General features: G+C 68.4%; 16 protein-coding genes. 3 read left to right on the forward strand and 13 right to left on the reverse strand.

Annotation, left to right across the window (positions count from 1 at the left end):
- Positions 1-8: 8 nt before the first annotated feature.
- Together ACFWUR_RS05070 and ACFWUR_RS05075 are read right to left on the reverse strand one after the other, a co-directional pair.
- Positions 9-2,018, reverse strand: a complete 2,010-nt coding sequence (locus ACFWUR_RS05070; protein WP_378902059.1) for a hypothetical protein — start codon at positions 2,016-2,018, stop codon at positions 9-11.
- Positions 2,015-3,001 (reverse strand): hypothetical protein, encoded by a 987-nt coding sequence (locus ACFWUR_RS05075; protein WP_378902062.1) that lies wholly within the window; start codon positions 2,999-3,001, stop codon positions 2,015-2,017. Before ACFWUR_RS05075 ends, ACFWUR_RS05070 begins: the two co-directional genes overlap by 4 nt.
- Before the next feature lie 119 nt (positions 3,002-3,120).
- Here ACFWUR_RS05075 and ACFWUR_RS05080 point away from each other — a divergent pair, with 119 nt between their 5' ends.
- Positions 3,121-3,918, forward strand: a complete 798-nt coding sequence (locus tag ACFWUR_RS05080; RefSeq protein ID WP_378902501.1) for a hypothetical protein — start codon at positions 3,121-3,123, stop codon at positions 3,916-3,918.
- Positions 3,919-4,019: 101 nt separating this feature from the next.
- Positions 4,020-4,355, forward strand: coding sequence for a hypothetical protein (locus ACFWUR_RS05085; protein ID WP_378902065.1), 336 nt, complete (start codon positions 4,020-4,022; stop codon positions 4,353-4,355).
- Between the two features lie 108 nt (positions 4,356-4,463).
- Here ACFWUR_RS05085 and ACFWUR_RS05090 read toward each other — a convergent pair whose 3' ends face one another.
- The 6 genes from ACFWUR_RS05090 to ACFWUR_RS05115 form a co-directional block, all read right to left on the reverse strand.
- Positions 4,464-5,153: a response regulator transcription factor gene (locus tag ACFWUR_RS05090; RefSeq protein WP_019049472.1), complete on the reverse strand. Its 690-nt coding sequence runs from the start codon at positions 5,151-5,153 to the stop codon at positions 4,464-4,466.
- Entirely contained in the window at positions 5,150-6,388 is a 1,239-nt protein-coding gene (locus ACFWUR_RS05095; protein ID WP_378902068.1) for a sensor histidine kinase, read from the reverse strand. The genes ACFWUR_RS05090 and ACFWUR_RS05095 overlap by 4 nt, the downstream gene beginning before the upstream one ends.
- 438 nt (positions 6,389-6,826) lie before the next feature.
- On the reverse strand, positions 6,827-7,174 hold the full coding sequence (locus tag ACFWUR_RS05100; RefSeq protein ID WP_378902071.1) for a DoxX family protein: 348 nt from the start codon (positions 7,172-7,174) through the stop codon (positions 6,827-6,829).
- A 135-nt stretch (positions 7,175-7,309) separates the two neighbouring features.
- Positions 7,310-8,047, reverse strand: a complete 738-nt coding sequence (locus ACFWUR_RS05105) for a phosphoglyceromutase (protein WP_378902074.1) — start codon at positions 8,045-8,047, stop codon at positions 7,310-7,312.
- A 26-nt stretch (positions 8,048-8,073) separates the two neighbouring features.
- Positions 8,074-8,250 (reverse strand): hypothetical protein, encoded by a 177-nt coding sequence (locus tag ACFWUR_RS05110; protein ID WP_170112119.1) that lies wholly within the window; start codon positions 8,248-8,250, stop codon positions 8,074-8,076.
- An 86-nt stretch (positions 8,251-8,336) separates the two neighbouring features.
- The gene (locus ACFWUR_RS05115; RefSeq protein WP_378902077.1) at positions 8,337-9,230 is read right to left on the reverse strand and encodes an ROK family protein; all 894 of its coding nucleotides are present in this window, start codon (positions 9,228-9,230) and stop codon (positions 8,337-8,339) included.
- A 186-nt stretch (positions 9,231-9,416) separates the two neighbouring features.
- Between ACFWUR_RS05115 and ACFWUR_RS05120 the strand changes: the two genes are divergently transcribed.
- Positions 9,417-10,592 carry a lipase family protein gene (locus ACFWUR_RS05120; protein WP_378902079.1) on the forward strand — a complete coding sequence of 392 codons (1,176 nt, stop codon included), beginning with the start codon at positions 9,417-9,419 and terminating at the stop codon, positions 10,590-10,592.
- Between the two features lie 48 nt (positions 10,593-10,640).
- Here ACFWUR_RS05120 and ACFWUR_RS05125 read toward each other — a convergent pair whose 3' ends face one another.
- From ACFWUR_RS05125 to ACFWUR_RS05145, 5 genes are all read right to left on the reverse strand, one after another.
- Entirely contained in the window at positions 10,641-11,135 is a 495-nt protein-coding gene (locus ACFWUR_RS05125; protein ID WP_378902082.1) for a YbjN domain-containing protein, read from the reverse strand.
- Positions 11,132-12,490, reverse strand: coding sequence for a D-inositol-3-phosphate glycosyltransferase (gene mshA / locus ACFWUR_RS05130; protein ID WP_378902504.1), 1,359 nt, complete (start codon positions 12,488-12,490; stop codon positions 11,132-11,134). The genes ACFWUR_RS05125 and mshA overlap by 4 nt, the downstream gene beginning before the upstream one ends.
- Before the next feature lie 139 nt (positions 12,491-12,629).
- Positions 12,630-13,622: an alpha/beta hydrolase gene (locus ACFWUR_RS05135; protein ID WP_378902085.1), complete on the reverse strand. Its 993-nt coding sequence runs from the start codon at positions 13,620-13,622 to the stop codon at positions 12,630-12,632.
- Between the two features lie 430 nt (positions 13,623-14,052).
- Positions 14,053-15,066, reverse strand: a complete 1,014-nt coding sequence (locus ACFWUR_RS05140; protein WP_378902088.1) for an alpha/beta hydrolase — start codon at positions 15,064-15,066, stop codon at positions 14,053-14,055.
- Between the two features lie 119 nt (positions 15,067-15,185).
- Positions 15,186-16,004 (reverse strand): alpha/beta fold hydrolase, encoded by an 819-nt coding sequence (locus ACFWUR_RS05145; protein ID WP_378902091.1) that lies wholly within the window; start codon positions 16,002-16,004, stop codon positions 15,186-15,188.
- Positions 16,005-16,069 lie beyond the last annotated feature (65 nt).

Below are 16,069 nucleotides of genomic sequence, written 5' to 3' on the forward strand. Positions count from 1 at the left end.
TCCTGTATTCAGCTGGTACTGAGGAGAAAGGCTAGCGGTCCCAGCGTCACGAAGACGCCGACGACGACGGCGATCACAGTGCTGAAGATGTCGTCGGTGCGGCGCAGGATGCGAACCAGCGCCACCAAACCCAGGATCACCACCATCGCCAGGGCCAGCGCCACCCACGGCAGCGTTTCCCACATCGTCTCGAAACCCTTGAACAGCAACATTCCGGCGATCGCCGCGCCGGTGCTCTGCGCGCCGAGGATCATCCACTGGCGGCGGTTGTCGTTGTCGGCGTTTCCGCGCGCCATGCTCGACACCCGGGCCGCTCGGCTCGCCACCGACCCGCCCGCGCGATTGCCCGCCATCCGGCTCGCGGCCCGTGACTCGGCCGGGCTCGCCACCTTCGACTTGCCCCGGCCCGCGATCTTCGACCTGGCTCGGTCGGCCACCTTCGACGCGGCCGCCTTGGTGGCGGCCCGCCTGCTCGCTCTGGTCGACTTCGGTTCCGGCTCGTAGTCGTCGTCGTAGTCGTCGTCGTAGTCGGACTCGGCGTAGTCGGCATCGGAGTAGTCGTTGTCGACGTAATCCCGGTCGACGTAATCGGATTCGGCGTAGTCGTCGGTGTCGGGCTCGTCGTCGTCGATCCGTTCGGCACCGACGCGATGGACCTCGGTGTGCGCCTCGGCACCCTGATCGGCCCGCTGTCGCAACAGATCCCCGGCCACCGACTGGCCGGACACCAGCGGCTGTTCCTGGCTGACCGGCGACCACGCGGCCGTCGGGAAACCACCGCTCTCCGGTGCGGGCGCGGCCTTGTCCGGGCGATGTCTGCGCGCCGACCACGACGGCAGCCCACCGGATTTCGGCTCCCCGCCGCGGCGGCGATCCAGTGCCGGGCGCTGATCCGCACCGCGTGCGGGCGGCGCGTCGGCGCCCGGCGCGAGGGTGAAGGCCTGCGTGGCATCGGCACTCGGCGGATACCCGTTGAACGCCTGCGCCGCATCGCCTCGACCGGGTGCGGGCTGCCCGTGAAAGCCGGGTGCGGGCGCGCCGTTGCGTCCCGAACCGTTGAAGCCCGGCGCCGGCCTGCCGTCGAAGGACTCACCCGGTCGCCCGTTGAAGCCCGATGCGGGCCGACTGTCGAAGGCCCCCGCGCCCCGCTGCTCGTCGAAGCCGGATCCGGGCTGATTGTCGAAACCGGGGCCGATGTCGGGGAGAGCGTCCAAGCCGCGCGATTGGCCCGGCCGACCCATGAACGCCTGCGGCGCATCGATGCCCGCCTCGTACAGCGACGCGTCGAACGACGGACGGCCGGGTGCCTGGCTCGGCTCGGCGGCCTCCTCGGCGGCTTCGGCGGCCCGCCTGCGCGCCGCCCGCCCGCCGGTGGTCGGCGGCTTCGGCGGCTCGGGATACGGCGCGACCTCCGGCTCGTCCGGGCGGTGCCGCCTGCCCCCACCGACCGCGGGGAGCGCACCGGAACCGAACATCTCGGCGATACCGGGATCCACCGGCTGCGCGGGACCGCCGGGAACGCCGAGCCGACCCGGTCCACGTCCGCCGCGTGCGGTGCTGTCGCGTGCTTCGGCCCGGAACGGCCCGAACGGATCCGACGAAGGACGCTGTTCGGCGAGACCGAGTGGATCGCGCGGATCGGGCGCGGAGTACCCCGCATCGGGGTCGAATCGGGTGATCGGGCCCGACATCGGCGAGAAGGCCGGTTCGGCGGGGCCGGGCGGCGGGTAGGGCGCCGGCTGGTAGCTCGCGGGCGGTTCGTAACTCGGCGTCGGCTCGGGCGCGTAGGTCGGCGGGGGTACATAGGCGGGTGGGGGTTCCGGGGCGGGCGGCGCGGGCGCGGCATGCGAGGTCGGCTTCACTGCCGCGTTCTCACCGGTCAGGTCGTTGACCGAGATCCCGCGCCCACTGCGCCGCCGTCGTCCACCGCCACCGGAAGCGGCGGGCGCGGCCCCCTGCGCGGCATTGCGAGCCAGCAGCTCGGCCACTGACAGCTGTTTGGAATCCTCGCCGCTCATGCCGACTCCACTTCCGCGACCGGCGTGACCGGCGGCGCCGCGGCCGGTCCACCTCCGTTGGGCTCGGCGTCCAGTTTGCGCAAGATGAGGCCTTCGCGCAGCGCCCATGGGCAGATTTCGATGCTGTCGAGCGACAGGGCTCGCATACTCGCCTCCGCGACCAATGCGCCGGCCACCAATTGCTGGGACCGGTCCGAACTCACGCCTTCCAGTTCCGCGCGGTCCGAGGCGGTCATCCGGGAGATGAACGCGATCAGCTGGCGCAGACCGGAGCTGGTCAGTGTACGTCGCACCCGAGGGCCCGCGGCCGAGGGCGCCGCACCCGTCAGCCGGGCCAGTGATCGGAAAGTCTTCGAGGTACCGACGGCCAGGTCGGGTCGACCGGCCTCGATGATGGTCTTGGACGGCACCACCAGTTCGGCGTCGAGCCAGTCGCGCAGGACCGCGATTTTGCGCTTGCCCGGCGGGTCGTCGCGCAGCCACTCCCTGGTGAGCCTGCCCGCCCCGAGCTGCAGCGACAGCGCCACATCGGGTTCCTCGTCGCCGCCGTTGGAGACCTCCAGCGAGCCGCCGCCGATGTCGAGATTGATGATGCGCCCCGCGCTCCAGCCGAACCAGCGGCGCACCGCCAGGAAGGTCAGCCGCGCCTCGTCGTCGCCGGAGAGCACCTGCAGATCGACGCCGGTCATTGCCCGCACGCGCGCGAGCACTTCCTCGGAGTTGGTCGCCTCGCGCAAGGCCGAGGTGGCGAACGGCATCAGCTCGACACACCGGGAATTGCGTGCCAGGTCGGCGAATTCGAGGATGGTGGCGATCAGCCGCGCCTCACCTTCCTCGGTGATCCGGCCCATCGCGTCCATGCTCTCCGACAGGCGCAACGCCGACTTCGACGAGCTCATCGGCATCGGGTGGCCACCACGATGCGCGTCCACCACGAGCAGGTGGACGGTATTGCTTCCGACATCGAGAACACCAAGCCGCACACGAATACGGTACTTGGTGATCCGGTACAACAGGCCAGGCGACTGAACTGTTAGCGTCAGCAGCTGTGACCGAAGGCGCATCTGGCACCGCGGAGACCGGGCTCCGACCTGGGCGAAAGATCGATCCTGCCCCGGAAGTCGAGCTCGATTTCCCGCGGGAGTGGATCGAGTTCACCGACCCAGCAAACGACGAGCACCAGATCGTCGCCGATCTGACCTGGCTGCTGTCGCGCTGGTCGTGCGTGTTCGGCACGCCCGCCTGCCAGGGCATCATCGCCGAACGTCCCGACGACGGCTGCTGCTCACACGGCGCGTTCCTCGCCGACAAGGACGACCGCAAGCGCCTGTCCGGTGCTGTGAAGATGCTCACAGCCGCCGACTGGCAGCACATGGGTGAGGCCACCGAGAACGGCAAGGTTGTCAAGAAGGGTTATCTCGAACTCGACGAGTTGGAGGACGAACCGGCCCTGCGCACCCGCCGCTTCGACGGCGCTTGCATCTTCCTCAACCGCCCCGGATTCGCCGCGGGCCCCGGCTGCGCGCTGCACATCATGGCCGTGCGCAAGGGCATCGAGCCCTTGGAAGTGAAGCCGGACGTGTGCTGGCAGCTGCCGATCCGGCGGACCCAGGATTGGGTGGAACGCCCCGACGGCGTACAGATCCTGCGCACGGTGGTCACCGAGTACGACCGGCGCGGCTGGGGACCCGGCGGCCTGGACCTGGATTGGTACTGCACCGGCTCCCCCGATGCCCACGTCGGCGCGAAGCCGGTCTGGCAGTCCTACGGCCCGGAACTGCGCGAGTTGCTCGGCGCACCCGCCTACGACGAGCTCGCCCGGCACTGCCGTCGGCGCGAGGGCCTCGGCCTGGTCGCGGTGCATCCGGCGACGGTCGAAGCCGAGCGAATGGCCCCCTGAACCTCACACCGGCGAATCACTCGGGGTGTGCAAGCTCCCCAGCGGTCCGGTTCACCTACTCGACATCCGTACGACACCGCGGTGGGGTTGAGTAGCTGACCATGTCGAAGAAAGCGCTCTCCCTGGCGACCCTCGTGATCGGCGCCACCCTCACCATGACCGGCCTGGCCAACGCCGAACCGAACGGCGACCCGGCCCGGTACGCGGACTTCACGACCGAATTCGTGAACTACAACGACCCCGCCGCGATCGACGCGGCCAAGAACGGCAAGTACATCATCATCTCCACGAAGGGCACCTCCTCCACCATCGCCTGCCGTGGCACCGGCACCGACGTGCCGATCTACGACTGCATGCAGGAAGACGCCTACGGCTGGGTCTCGCTGAAGAAGATCGAAACCCCCCTCGGCACCGCCTGGAGCGCGATCTCGATCTGAGCTCCCCCGCCCGGCGAGTCATCGGTGTTCTCGCTGGATCGGTTATCCGTTCTCGAACGAAAGAGTCCCGCCGGCGTTCCGACGGGACTCTTTCGTTTCAGGCGTTGATCAAGCTTCGAGCTTGTAGCCGAGGCCTCGCACGGTCACGAGGTGTTCCGGCTTGGCGGGGTCGGCTTCGATCTTCGAGCGCAGCCGCTTGACGTGCACGTCGAGGGTCTTGGTGTCGCCCACGTAGTCGGCGCCCCACACCCGGTCGATCAGCTGTCCACGGGTGAGCACGCGCCCGGAGTTGCGCAGCAGGTACTCGAGCAGGTCGAACTCCTTGAGCGGCAACGTGACCTGACCACCGTTGACGTGCACGGTGTGCCGATCCACGTCCATCCGCACCGGCCCCGCCTCCAGTACCCCGTTCTCGCTGCCCGAGTCCAGCTCGTCACCGGCACCGCGGCGCAGCACGGCCCGGATCCGGGCGATCAGCTCGCGGGCCGAGTACGGCTTGGTGACGTAGTCGTCGGCGCCCAGTTCCAGCCCGACGACCTTGTCGATCTCGCTGTCGCGCGCGGTCACCATGATCACCGGCACGCCGCTGCGGGTGCGCAACTGCTTGCACACGTCGGTGCCGCTCATACCGGGCAGCATCAGGTCCAGCAACACGATATCGGCGCCCGAGCGGTCGAATTCGGCCAGCGCGGACGGACCGTCGCCGACGACGGTGACGTCGAAGCCTTCCTTGCGAAGCAGGAACGCCAGCGGATCGGCCAGCGACTCCTCGTCTTCGACGATCAACACACTCGTCATCTGCGTGCCTCCACACCGTTCGTTCGTCCCGCGAGAGTGCGCGGGACGGTGGTTTCTCTCGTGGTGGACTCCGGCGTCTGTTCCGCGTCCTCGTCCCCATCGGTTTCCAGATGGGCGGGGATGCGCAGCGTGAACGTCGAACCGGTGCCCAGTTTGCTCCACAGGGTGATTTCCCCGTTGTGGTTGGCCGCCACGTGTTTCACGATGGCCAGGCCGAGCCCGGTGCCGCCGGTCGATCGGGAGCGGGCCTTGTCGGAGCGGAAGAACCGCTCGAACACCCGTTCCTGGTCTTCCTTGGCGATCCCGATGCCTCGATCGGTGACCGCCATCGCGACATGATCGCCGCGCAGCGACCGGCTCACCGAGACGTGCGAACCCTGTGGTGAATACGCGATCGCATTCTCCACCAGATTCGACAGCGCGGTAACCAGCAACGTTTCGTCGCCGAGCACTTCCAGCCCGCTGGGCCGGTCGGTGCTGACGGTGATGCCCGCGGCCTCGGCGGCGGTGCGCGAGCGGTCGACCGCCTGCTGCACCACCGTGTCGACGTCGACCACGGCCAGATCGGGCAGTTTCTCGGCGCCCTGCAATCGCGACAGCGCGATCAGCTCGGTCACCATCTTGCCGAGTCGGCGCGATTCGCCGAGCACGCGCGAGCCGAAGTGACGCACGGCCTCGGGGTCGTCGGCCGATTCCAGCATGGCCTCGGCCAGCAGGCTCATCGCGCCGACGGGGGTCTTGAGCTCGTGGCTGACGTTGGCGACGAAATCGCGCCTGGTCGCCTCCATGCGCGCCTGCTCGGAATCGTCGTCGGCGAACAGCACGACGAAGCTGGTCTCCTCGCGGGAAAGTTTGCGGGCGACACCGCGCACGGCGATGCGGCCGCGACCGGGTAGCGGGTTCTTGGCGGTGAGGTCGTACTCGGCGGATTCGCCGGTGGCCAGCACCTTCTCCACCGCCGCCCACGCGCGTTCGTCGAGCAACCGGTTGCGGACCAGCCCGAGTTCCTCGGCGCGCGGGTTCACCAGCACCACGTCGCGGTATTCGTCGACGACGGCGATGCCGCTCTCGGAGGCCAGCACGATCAGGTCGAGCACCTGCGACATGGTCAGCCCCGTGTCTTCCTGGGAGCGCGCGGCATGTCTGGCGTTGACGTAAGGGATCAGCAAGCCACCGACTGCCAGCCCGACGACAGCCGCGAGGACTGCCAACAGCACTGCCTGCGGAACACTCACAAGATTGATCGTACGAGTGCGGACCGACATAAGGTCGGCGGGTCGACGAAGTTTCGCGCAGGTCACAGGCACTTGGCATGGCGTTCTCTTGCCGTTCACCCGGCGGGCACCCAGACCCTCGCCGGGCGTGTCAGTGCGGCGGTTCGCCGTAACTCGCGAGGGTCGCGGCGGACAGATCCATGCACTGCGGGCATAACTCGCGGCGAGTAGATCGCGGACCATGTCGCGTCATCCGCCCGCGGCTCTCGGTGGTGCTTCGGCCTGCCGCCGCCTGCGTGCGAGCGTCATCCGCTGGTGTCCGCCGCGATGGTGGGCTGCTCGGCTCCCGACCACTCCCACCGGCGCCTCCGAGAAGTTCGCTGTGACGTTGCGGACCCTACGCGGCAGGGACACGACAGCCGACAGCCACGACTTCGCGATCGCATCCACCCGCGAAGTTCAAGCCGCGATCCCGAGCCCCAACGCCACCGCGACCGGCGCCAGGTACAGCAGCGGGAACGCGACGGTCTTGTACGAGCGGGCGCGCAGCACCGTCACCACCGCACCGGTGAAGTAGAGGATCAGCCCCACCGCGGCGACCACGCCGATCACCCAGACGAACAGCCCCACCAGCAGCCCCACCGACCCGAGTGCCTTGGCGATCCCCAGCGGTGTCCACCAGCTCTGCGGGACGCCGTATTCCTCCAGCGGCTCCACCACGAACGGCGCTCGGCGCAGGAGTGAGAACGCCGAGAACCCCACCCAGAGCGCGGCGACGACAGTGACGATGACATAGGCGGTGTTCATGGCGTAACTCCCTCGGCAGCCGCGTGTTTCGCGGAATCTACCGAGGTGACGACACAGCAGGCACGTGTGTGACATCGCCCGGGGAAACGCAACGGCCCCACACCATGGAAATGGTGTGGGGCCGCGGCGAGAGACTTACTTGGCGCCCTGATTGGCGACAGCGGCAGCGCCGGCGGCAGCGGCCGCCGGGTCCAGGTACTCGGCGGCCTTCACCGGACGCATGTTCTCGTCCAGTTCGTAGACCAGCGGGATTCCGGTGGGGATGTTCAGGCCGGAGATGTCGGCATCCGAGATGCCGTCGAGGTGCTTGACCAGCGCGCGCAGCGAGTTGCCGTGCGCCGCGACCAGCACAGTCTTGCCGGTGCGCAGTTCCTCGGAGATGGTGTCTTCCCAGTACGGGATCATCCGTTTCACCACATCGAGCAGGCATTCGGTCTCGGGGACCTCGATGCCCGCGTAGCGCGGGTCGCCGACCTGGCTGTACTCGTTGTCGTCGGCGATCGGCGGCGGCGGCGTGTCGTAGCTGCGACGCCACAGCATGAACTGCTCCTGGCCGTACTGCTCGCGGACCTGCTCTTTGTTCTTGCCCTGCAGGTCGCCGTAGTGGCGCTCGTTGAGTCGCCAGTCGCGCACGACCGGGATCCACAGCCGGTCGGCGGTGCCGAGGGCGTTGTCGGCGGTGCTGATCGCGCGGCGCAGCAGCGAGGTGTAGACGATATCGGGCAGGATGCCCGCCTCTTTGAGCAGCTCTCCGGCCCGTTTACCCTCGGCGATGCCCTTGTCGGTGAGTTGCACGTCCACCCAGCCGGTGAACAGGTTGAGGGCGTTCCATTCGCTCTCGCCGTGGCGCAGCAGCACGAGGGTGTAGGTCATAGGGCCATTCTGACATTGCGACGATGTCAGGCCCACTCCACCTCGTCGAAGCCGATGACGATCTCGTACGGCCCCCCTTTGACCAGTGCGTCGACCTGTAATCGCGACGCCACCGAATCGACTTCGCGCACTACGGCGCACACTCCTTGGAACGGACCCTCCGGAATATGGACGACATCGCCCGGCACGTAGTCGGCAGCCACCTCACCGAGGCTACGCCCGCCGACGACCAGGCAGAACGAACGCGCCGAGCGCACCGCCAGTCGGACCGAAGAGTCCTCCCGCCGCCTCAGCCCGACGCGGCTTCGACCGCGAGCACCCCCGCGCCGATCAACGTGGCGCCCTCGCTCAGCGTCGACAGCTCCACCGACAACTCACCGATGAACTCGAGCCGGGAATGCCGGGCGACGGCGGCACGCAAAGGACCCCACAGGGGCTCCCCCGACTGCGCGAACCCACCGCCGATCACCACCCGATCCACGTCCAGCAGCGCGGCTGCCGACGAAATACCCTGTCCCAAGGCAGTTCCCGCACGAGCCATGGCGGCGAGCGGTATCGGATCACCACGGTGGGCCGCCGCAGCGAGTTCCACACCGCTCTCACCCGCCCAGCCACGCGCACGCGCCCAACGCACCGACGACATCCCGCTCGCGACCGCCTCCACGCATCCGAACCCGCCGCAGGGACAGGCGGTGTCGTCGCCGGGCACCACGAGGTGACCGAGGTGGCCTGCGTTTCCCGTGCGCCCCACCACCACACGCCCGTCGGCGATGATCCCGCCGCCGACTCCCGACGAGACCGTCAACGCCAGCCCGTTGTCCACCCCGCGCAGGCCACCCACCCGATGCTCGGCCAGCACCAGGCACGCGCCGTCGATCGCCAACCGCACCGCCGCGTCCGGGAACAGCGTGCGCACCTGGTCGACGATCGCGAACCCGCCACGCCACGCCCGCAGGTTCAACGGGCTGATCACCCCAGTGGGCACGTCGACCGGACCCGCCGACCCGATCCCGATCGCGCTCACCTCGTTGTCACCGGCCACAGCGACCAGTAGGTCTCGGCATACCGCCCACGGATCGGCCGAGGCGGCGGCCGCCCGGCGCACCTCGTGCACCCTGTAGTGCGGGTCCACAATTCCCGCGGCAAATTTCGTCGCCCCGATATCGAGCGCGAGCACCGCCATCACCACTCCTGTTCACCCTGTCGTGCCACGTCGCCGACCGATTCACCAGCACTCGGTGTGAGTCATCACAACATGTGGCACGCGACACTTTGACTACTGGTCGGTACAAATCTTCAGGTTTCGTTGGATACTTCGACAGGGTCGGGTCTTCTTGTTGGGCAGCACTACTGTTGATGAAGGAAAGCTGTGTCGAAATTCGCTGTACTGGTGTTGAGTCTGCTATCGGTGGGCTTGTTCGCCGCACCTGCGGGCGCGAACCCGCTGTATCCAACACCTGATCCGGATCCGTTCTTCACCGCACCGGCCGACATCGGCGCGCTGGCGCCCGGTGATGTCGTGCGGACCCGCCACATCGACACCTGGATGTACCCGGGCACCGAAGGCCACCAGGTCGCGTTCCGCTCCACCAATTCGGCGGGCGAGGCGATCATGGGCGTCACCACGGTGCTGCTGCCGGTCGGCGTGGAGAATCCGCCGCTGGTGTCCTACCAAGCGCTGATCAACTCGATCGGCACCCGGTGCAACCCGTCGCAGTCGCTGTTCAACGGCGAGCTGCAGGACGCGCCCGGCGCCATGCTGCCGTTGGCGCGTGGCTGGGCGATCTCGGTGCCCGATTACCTGGGCCCGACGGTGGCCTACGGTGCGGCCAAGCTCAGCGGCATGGTCACCCTCGACAGCGTGCGGGCCGTGCAGAAGGTCGCCGAACTGGGTGTCGGATCCTCGCCGGTCGCGATCGCCGGTTACTCCGGCGGCGGCATGGCCACCGCGTGGGCGGGCGCGCTGCAGCCCACCTACGCACCGGAGCTGAAGCTGGCGGCCGTGGTGTCCGGCGGTATCCCCGCCGACCTCGAATTGATGGCCGACGCACTGGGTTTCGCGCCGCACCCCGGCTTCGGCCTCGCCTTCGCCGCCGCGATGGGCATCGAGCGCGAGTACCCCGACCAGGTGCCGGTGTCGGACCAGCTCAACGAAAACGGCCTGTGGTTCCGTGAATTCACCAAGGACGCGTGCCGTCGCTTCCTGCTGTTCCACGGCGCCCTGCGCAACGCCGATCAGATGGCGGCGTCCAAGGAACTGCTGGGCAGCCAGGTTGCCCGCGGCGTCCTGCGCGAGAACAGCCTCGTGCACTTCCAGGGCGCGCCGACCGCACCCACCTACATCTGGCAGGGCAAGTACGACGTGCTCACCCCGTACGCCCCGGTCGCCGAGACCATCGCCCGCTGGTGCAGCACGGGTGCGCCGGTGCAGCTGAACACGGTGGAGATCTCCGAGCACATGACCGCCGCCGTGGCGGGCTTCCCCGATGCCTGGAACTACGTCGAGGCCCGTTTCCGTAACGAACCGGTCCCGTCGAACTGCTGAGTCGACAACCGATGCCGGGCAGGGATCCCCTGCCCGGCATCGTCGTGTTCAGGCCTTGTCGGCGTCGTCGATGATGTGCTCGAAGGCGCGCAGGTTCTTCAGTGATTCACCGCGCGAGACACGCCACTTCCATTCCCGGCGAATGGATTCGGCGAATCCGAGCTCGAGCAGCACGTTGAAGTCGGTGTCGACGGCTTCGAGCACCTGGCCGAAGATACGGTCGAGCTCATCGGCGGTCACCGACTCGGCGGACATGCGCCCGACCAGGTAGATATCGCCGACATTGTCGAGGGTGTAGGCCACGCCGTAGAGGCGGCGGTTGCGGCGCAACAGGTACTTGTAGACACCTTCGAAGTTCTCGTCGGGCTTGCGGCAGACGAACGATTCGATGCGGACCCCGTGCTTGCCGACAGTGAGCATCACCGTCGTCTTCAGCTTGCGCTCGCCCGGCAGCACGACGATGAACGTGTCGTCCCCGTGGCGGGTGTATTCGATCTCGCGATCGCGCAGTGTGTCGTCGATGATCTGCGAAACGGCGCTCACCTGCGCACTCCTGTCCGGCGCCGCCACAGCGCCCGCGATCTGGCCTGACTTGTCTCGCCCGCGTGCAGGGCGATCGGACCGCGTTCGGTGCGGAATCCGGCCATCGCGGCAGCGTAGCTGTCGAGCAGGCCGTCGGCGGTGTGCGCCCAGGAAAAGCGGCTCGCGTGCTCGACGGCGGCGGCGCCCATCCGGGTGAGGCGGTCGGGGTCGTCGAGCAGGGCGGCCAGCGCGTCGGCCCAGTCGGGTGTGCGATGCCCCGGCACCAGCAGACCGGATTCGTCGTTGCGGACCGCGGTGCCGAGACCACCGACATCGGCGGCGAGGACGGGCGTACCGCTGGCCTGCGCCTCGATGGCGACCAGGCCGAAGGATTCGTTGTAGCTGGGCACGGCGACCACGTCGGCCGCGCGATACACCTGCACGAGCGTGTCGGCGGGCTGCGGCGGCAGGAACGTGACCCGGTCGGCGATGCCGAGATCGGCGGCCAGTTCGATCAGCGCGTCGGGTCTGGCCAGTCCGGTACCGGACGGTCCGCCCACGATCAGCACCCGGAGCTTGCGGCCCGCATCGCGGCTCAACAGTTCGGCCGCGGCCCGCACGAGCACATCGGGGGCCTTGAGCGGCTGGATCCGGCCGATGAACGCGACGATCTGCTCGTCGGCGCGCAGACCCAGCTCGGTGCGCGCGGCCAGCTTGTCGCCGGGTCGGTAGCGGGTCAGGTCGGCGCCGGGGGGCACCACGTCGATGCGGTCGGGCGAGGCGCCGTAGAGGTCGACGAGCTGATGGGCCTCGTCCTCGGTGTTGGCGACGAGCCGGTCGGCCTCGGCGATCACCTGCTTCTCGCCGATCACCCTGGTCTCGGGTTCCGGGGTGTCGCCCTCGGCGAGCGCGGCGTTCTTCACCGCGGCGAGAGTGTGCGCGGTGTGCACCAGCGGCACCCGCCAGCGGTCGCGTGCGAGCCAGCCGACCTGGCCGGAGAGCCAGTAGTGCGAGTGCACGAGGTCGTAGTGGCCGGGCAGGTGGCGCGCCTCCTGGCGCAGGACCTCGGCGGTGAACGGACACAGCTGGGTGGGCAGCTCGTGCTTGTCGAGGCCCTCGAACGGTCCGGCGACCACGTGGCGCACGATCACGCCCGGTCCGGCTTCGGCGACCGGCGGCAGCTCCGACGAGGTCGCGCGCGTGAAGATCTCCACCTCGGTGCCCCGTTTGGCCAGCTCGAGCGCGGTCTGCAGCACGTAGACATTCATCCCGCCCGCGTCCCCGGTGCCGGGCTGCGCCAGCGGCGAGGTATGCACCGACAGCACCGCGATGCGATGGGGAAAAAGATCGGGACGACGCTGGCTCACACTCTCCAGTGTGCACGCCGCGACGCCGCCACCGTTGCCCCTACCGGGTTCGGTGACGGCTGTCACAGCGCGAAAGCATGTGAGTTCACGTACTCGTCGCGGTCGAGCCTGCCCGATTCGACGTCGGAGCGCGAGCGGATTTCGGACGTCACTCTCGGTGCAGCGCCGCCTCGAACACCGGCCACGATTTGTGCATGTCCTGTTCCCAGTAGCCCCACGAATGGGTGCCGTTGGGGCGCATGTCCACCGTCGCGGGGATGCCGAGCGATTGCAGCCGATCACGCAGCTGTTGGGTGCACAGATTCGTGACGGCTTCGAGCCCGGCGCCGAACAGCAACTGCATCGTCTGCTGGGCCGGGTCGCCCTGGGCGCCGATGGTGTCGTGCGGGCCGGGAATGCCGGTGCCGGTGGAGATGTAGACGTCGGTGCCGCGCAACGCTTCCGCGTGCAGGTAGGGATCGTTGTCCGACCATTCGGGGTCGGTGGGCGGGCCCCACATGTTGGCCGCGTTGCCGAGCCTGCTGCCCACCACGGTTCGCACGATCGCTTGGCCGCGTGGATCACTCGTGCGCACGCATCCGCTGTAGGACCCGATGGCCCGGTACAGGCCCGGCGCGGAGAGCGCGAGCTGGAACACCGAGGTTCCGGCCATCGACAGTCCCGCAATGGCATTGGCGCCGGTGCCGTCGAATTCCCTGTCGATCACGGGTGGCAGTTCTTTGGTGAGGAAGGTGGTCCACCGCTGCTTGCCGAGCACCGGATCGTCGGTGCGCCAGTCGGCGAAATAGCTGCCTGCCCCGCCGAACGGGATCACCACATTGACCTGTTTGTCCTTGAAGAACTCCACGACGTCGGTGCGATCGAGCCAGTTGCCGTCGCTGCCCCCGCCGACCCCGTTGAGCAGATACAGCGTCGGCGCAGGCTCTTTCGGGTCCGCGGCCCGCAGCACCCGCACTCGGGTGACGATGTCCATCGCCGGGGAATACACACCCACGTCGATGGTGCGATCCGGCTCGACCCGCTGATCCTCGATTCGTGCCACCCCCGGCTCGGCGCCCGCGGGCACCCCCACCACGACACCGGCCAACAGGCCCATCACGGCAACCGCAACCCGTGCGCCCACTGCCCGACCAAACATCATCGAACTCCGTTCTCGACGCCGAATCCTCTTCTCCACATACGATCCAACGACATTCCAGAACGCTACACACGAATTCAGCGGAAGTCTGTGACGGTTCCCAGAAGATTTTCCCGAACTCTGGACGTTGGATCTGATTGGTTAGCGAGCACAATCACAGACCGATCACGTCAGCGCGGCAGACCAATCACATCATCAACTCTACCTGCGTGGACTCCTGGCGGACCCGCAACTACCGGGCCTCCTCCGCCGCGAACGCCGACACATTTCCTCGCGACAAACAGACCGATGAGACCCCTTCGGCCGTGGCTGGGAATTGCGAAATATGACACAACCGGTCTGCGAAATTATTCGCAGCACAGGAATCCACGGCGAAATCGACACCGAAACCGCAGGCCCGCGTCAGTACCGCTGCCGGCGCGCACGGGCGGGTTCAGCCGACGCGCAGCGCCGCGGCGAACATCGACCAGGAGTGACGCAGGTCCTCGCGCCAGTAGCCCCAGGAGTGAGTACCGGTGGGGCGCAGGTTGACCGCGGCGGGGATCGCCAGTTCGCGGAACCGGGCGGCGAGCTGCTGGGTGCACAGGGCGGTGACCGCGTCGAGGCCGCCGCCGATGATCAGCTGGTCGAGCAGCTTCATCGAATCGCCCTGTAGTCCAGGGCCGTTGACGGTGTCGAGCGCACCGGGAAGACCGGTGCCGGAGGAGATGTAGATGGCAAGACCGCGCAGGCGCTCGGCATGCAGGAACGGGTCGTTGGCAGCCCAGAGCGGGTCGCCCGGTTGTCCCCACATATTCACAGGGTCGCCGTTCTGGCCGGAGACAACGGTGTTGACGATGGCGCGCCCCTGCGGACCACTGGTGGAGACACAGCCGCTGAAGGAGCCGACCGCTGTGTAGAGCCGGGGCGCGGCGAGTGCGAGCTGGAAGGCGGCGGTGCCCGCCATCGAAACTCCCGCCACGGCATTGGCGCCACTGCCGTGGAACTCGGTGTCGATGACGCGGGGCAGCTCGCGGGTGAGGAAGGTGGTCCAGCGCTGGCGCCCGAGGACGGGGTCGTCGGCCTGCCAGTCGGCGTAGTAACTGCCCGCGCCACCGATCGGCATGACGACGGTGACCTGTTTGTCGGCGAAGAAGGTGTCGGCGTCGGTGCGGGTCAGCCAGTTGCCGCCCTCGCGCCAGTCGCCGGTCGCGTCCGCGCCACCGTCGACGCCGTTGAGCAGGTACAGGACCGGCGCGTTCGCCGCACTGTCGGGCGCGGGCAGCACCGCGACGGTCACCGGTTTCGCCATGGCCGCCGAGTGCACCACCAGCTCGACGACCCGACCGGGGCCGGGCGTGACGGAGATCAGCCGCGCGGCGTCGAGGCTCGGACTCGCGACGGCAACCGGGGCTGCGCACGCCAATCCGGCCGCAAGGACGAGCACACATCGCGTCAAGACGCTCATGCGCCACCTCCATGCCCGGCCGCGGGACAAGGCCGTCGACCTCAGGGTAAGTCGGCCTCACCTGCCTCGGACATGTTTCTGAAACATTTACGGTTCAGAGCGGAGGCGGCGCGTCGGGCTCATTCCAGCGCGTCGACAAACGCGCTGACCTCGGCAACGAAGCGCGGCCGGTCCTCGATGAACAGCCCGTGCTGGGCGCCTTCCCAGAAGGAACCGCGGGCGTCAGGGGCGTTGTCGAGGATGTACTGGCCATTGGCTGCGGGAACCACCGGGTCCTCGGTGCCGTGCATCACGAGAACCGGAACATCGAGGGCACGAAGGGTTTCGGTGTTGTCGATCGTGCGGTAGAACAGCGCCTTGCGCACCGAAGGCGCGGTGGCGAGACTGCCGCCGAACAGCCGTTGCGCGTCCACTCCCTTGTCCGCACCCGGCCCGGTGTTGGCGTTGCCGAACACCGCGAAGGCCCGCACCGCCCGCCCGGCGGCCTCGTCGAACACCCCCGGAATCGCCTTCTCCATCGAGGGCCCCGGCGCCGCGCCGGGCACATCACGGCCGATGTGCGCGGGCGCGCCGCAGTAGACGACGCCCGCCACAGCCGAGGTGCCGTAGGTGGCGAGGTAGTCGGTGGCGACAATCCCGCCGTAGGACCAGCCGAGCAGTACCGCCCCGGCGTCGACGCCCTCGGCGGCCAGCACCGCCGCAACGTCGCCCGCCCACGCCTTGGGATCGTCGTACCCGGCGCCGGGATCGTCGGAGTAGCCGTGCCCGCGCAGGTCGACAGCGATCACCTGATAGCGCTCGGCCAGCTCGTCCGCGGCCGCACCCCAGCACCGCAGATTGCCCGCCCACCCGTGCAACAGCACCAGCGGCCTACCGGTACCACTGACCCGGTAGACGATCCTCGTTCCATCGGCACTGACAGCATCGCGAATAGCCATACCGACAGGCTAAACGGCGCGGTCGCGAAGCGTTCCCCAGCCGCTCATCCGCCGCAGCGAGGCGG

This window comes from Nocardia sp. NPDC058633 (assembly GCF_042717045.1).
Classification (GTDB): Bacteria; Actinomycetota; Actinomycetes; order Mycobacteriales; family Mycobacteriaceae; genus Nocardia.

Coding starts and splice junctions, on each gene's coding strand:
- ACFWUR_RS05115 (WP_378902077.1), bottom strand. CDS start 9,230: ATGGCGGTGCTCGCGCTCGATATCGGGGCGACGAAATTTGCCGCGGGA.
- ACFWUR_RS05090 (WP_019049472.1), bottom strand. CDS start 5,153: ATGACGAGTGTGTTGATCGTCGAAGACGAGGAGTCGCTGGCCGATCCG.
- ACFWUR_RS05140 (WP_378902088.1), bottom strand. CDS start 15,066: ATGAGCGTCTTGACGCGATGTGTGCTCGTCCTTGCGGCCGGATTGGCG.
- ACFWUR_RS05085 (WP_378902065.1), top strand. CDS start 4,020: ATGTCGAAGAAAGCGCTCTCCCTGGCGACCCTCGTGATCGGCGCCACC.
- ACFWUR_RS05100 (WP_378902071.1), bottom strand. CDS start 7,174: ATGAACACCGCCTATGTCATCGTCACTGTCGTCGCCGCGCTCTGGGTG.
- ACFWUR_RS05135 (WP_378902085.1), bottom strand. CDS start 13,622: ATGATGTTTGGTCGGGCAGTGGGCGCACGGGTTGCGGTTGCCGTGATG.
- ACFWUR_RS05105 (WP_378902074.1), bottom strand. CDS start 8,047: ATGACCTACACCCTCGTGCTGCTGCGCCACGGCGAGAGCGAATGGAAC.
- ACFWUR_RS05145 (WP_378902091.1), bottom strand. CDS start 16,004: ATGGCTATTCGCGATGCTGTCAGTGCCGATGGAACGAGGATCGTCTAC.
- ACFWUR_RS05070 (WP_378902059.1), bottom strand. CDS start 2,018: ATGAGCGGCGAGGATTCCAAACAGCTGTCAGTGGCCGAGCTGCTGGCT.